Genomic DNA, 616 nt, shown 5'->3' with positions numbered 1-616 from the left:
CAGATTACCGGCGGTCCCATCTATCGGTATTTCTGGTCCTGGGTTATCAATAATAGGTTTTCATTAGAGTTAGGCTATTTGATTGATCCACTTACTTCCATTATGTTAGTTTTAGTTACAACAGTTGGAACCATGGTTATGATCTATAGCGATACTTATATGTCGCACGATAAAACATATGTGAGGTTTTTTGCTTACCTTAATTTTTTCAATGCTTCTATGCTGGGGTTAGTTATTAGCCCTAATTTATTACAAATCTATTTTTTTTGGGAATTAGTAGGAATGTGTTCCTATTTATTGATAGGTTTCTGGTTTACGCGACCCAGCGCGGCTAATGCTTGTCAAAAAGCATTTATAACTAATCGTGCAGGGGATTTTGGACTCTTATTAGGAATCCTAGGTTTTTATTGGGTAACAGGTAGTTTTGAATTTCAATATTTGTCTGAAAAATTCAACGAATTGACTGCCGTTGATGGGGTTGGTTCGTTTTTTGTCACTTCGTGTGCTTTTCTCTTATTTTTAGGTCCAGTAGCCAAATCTGCACAATTTCCACTTCATGTATGGTTACCTGATGCTATGGAAGGGCCTACTCCTATTTCAGCTCTTATACATGCCA

The 616-nt window shown here is 37.0% G+C and carries 2 pseudogenes; both read left to right on the top strand.

Going from position 1 to position 616, the window contains the following annotated elements:
* Nucleotides 1-78: 78 nt before the first annotated feature.
* A pseudogene (locus IE038_RS25680) lies at nucleotides 79-132 on the top strand (hypothetical protein); the annotation flags it as partial.
* A gap of 165 nt (nucleotides 133-297) precedes the next feature.
* Nucleotides 298-616: pseudogene (locus IE038_RS25675) on the top strand (proton-conducting transporter transmembrane domain-containing protein); the annotation flags it as partial.

This window comes from Pseudomonas laurentiana, assembly GCF_014648275.1.
Taxonomy (GTDB): Bacteria; Pseudomonadota; Gammaproteobacteria; order Pseudomonadales; family Pseudomonadaceae; genus Aquipseudomonas; species Aquipseudomonas laurentiana.
This window is presented reverse-complemented; position numbering and strand designations above follow the sequence as displayed.